Here is a 1,553-nt window from a genome sequence, read left to right as displayed (position 1 = left end):
GGACGTCGTCGCCTGGGACGTGCTCCTGCTTTTCGGGGGCGGCCTCACGATGGCGGCCGCGCTTCAGTCGACCGGCGCCGCTGCGATGATCGGCGCGCAGGCGGGCGCCTTGGCCGGTTTGGGCGAAATTCCGATGCTGGTCGGCGTCTCCACGCTCGTCACGTTCGCGACCGAGGTGACCTCGAACACCGCGCTCGCCGCGACGATGATGCCGCTCATCTCGGCCGCGGCCGAATCGATCGGCACGAACCCCGAGGCGCTGCTCCTCTGCACGGCGCTCTGCGCGTCCTGCGCCTTCATGATGCCGGTCGCGACGCCTCCGAACGCGATCGTCTTCGGGACGGGCCGCCTCAAAATCGGCGACATGGTCCGCGCAGGGTTCCTCCTCAACATCCTCGGGATCGTCGTCATCGTCTCGGTGGCGCTTTTGGCCGGAGGCGTCTTCCTGTAAGGACGCCCGCCCGGGTACGCCGAAGGCCGTCGGAACCCATCGGGGCCGGCGGCCTTTCGTCATTGGAATCGCTTGTGCGGGAGGCGATTCTGCGGGCGGATCTCTTCACCGGAAAAGGCTTCGCGCCGAAGGACTTACCGAATGGATCCCATTGAAGGAATGTTTCGCGTTAGGAGAAATGTCGTAGGGTTTTTGATCTTATCGGCGGTGGGGTGACGCCGGTACGGAAAATCCTCCGTTTGGCGGAGGAATCCGGCTCGAAGATTTGATTATGCTCAAACTACCGAGCGCGTCTTAACATTTGTCTCCCTCTATGGCGGGACGTCGGCGTGCCCCTAGAAATCATCTCCACTCGGAGGATTCCATGACCGAATCGAGCATCGAAATCGGCGCCGTGTCCAACCGCTGGAAGGTCATCGCGCTGCTGGCTGGTCCACTCTTCGGCCTGATCACCTACTATCTCCTGCCCACGGAGTACGTCAGCCCCGCCGGGGAGCTGACGCAGTTCGGGCACGCCGGACGCGCCTGTTTGGGCGTCACCGTCTGGATGGCGATCTGGTGGTTCACGGAGGCGCTCCCCATCGCCGCGACGGCGATGCTGCCTCTCGTCGCGTATCCGCTCCTGCAGATCGCCACGCCGGCCAAAACCTTCTCGAACTACGCGAGCGGGACCATCTTCCTCTTTTTGGGCGGCTTCCTTTTGGCCGCCGCCATCCACCGCTGGCATTTGGACCGCCGCATCGCGCTCCAGACGCTGAGGGTCTTCGGCACGAAGCCCAATCAGATGATCGCGGGCCTGATGACCTCGACCGCCTTCATGTCGGCCTGGGTGTCGAACACCGCCACGGCCGCGATGATGGTGCCGATCGCCGTCGCCGTGATGGGCGTCGTGCGCTCCGCGCAGCCCACCGAGCAGATCGGTGAGGACGAGCACAAGTGGGGCGTGGGCGTGCTGCTCTCCATCGCGTACGCCGCGTCGATCGGCGGGATGGCGACCCTGATCGGTTCGCCCCCGAACGGCATCTTCGCGCGCTTCGTGGAACAGACCTACGACACGCCGGTCACGTTCCTCGCGTGGATGAAGGTGGCGCTTCCCGTCACG

General features: G+C 64.8%; 2 protein-coding genes. Both read left to right on the top strand.

Annotation, left to right across the window (positions count from 1 at the left end; translation table 11 throughout):
- On the top strand, positions 1-451 hold a 451-nt coding region (locus HMPREF9440_RS02720), incomplete at its 5' end, for an SLC13 family permease (protein WP_008541258.1).
- Positions 452-815: 364 nt separating this feature from the next.
- A partial coding sequence (locus tag HMPREF9440_RS02715) for an SLC13 family permease (RefSeq protein ID WP_008541257.1) occupies positions 816-1,553 on the top strand: 738 nt, incomplete at its 3' end.

The sequence above is a fragment of the Sutterella parvirubra YIT 11816 genome, assembly GCF_000250875.1.
GTDB classification, from domain to species: Bacteria; Pseudomonadota; Gammaproteobacteria; order Burkholderiales; family Burkholderiaceae_F; genus Sutterella; species Sutterella parvirubra.
This window is presented reverse-complemented; position numbering and strand designations above follow the sequence as displayed.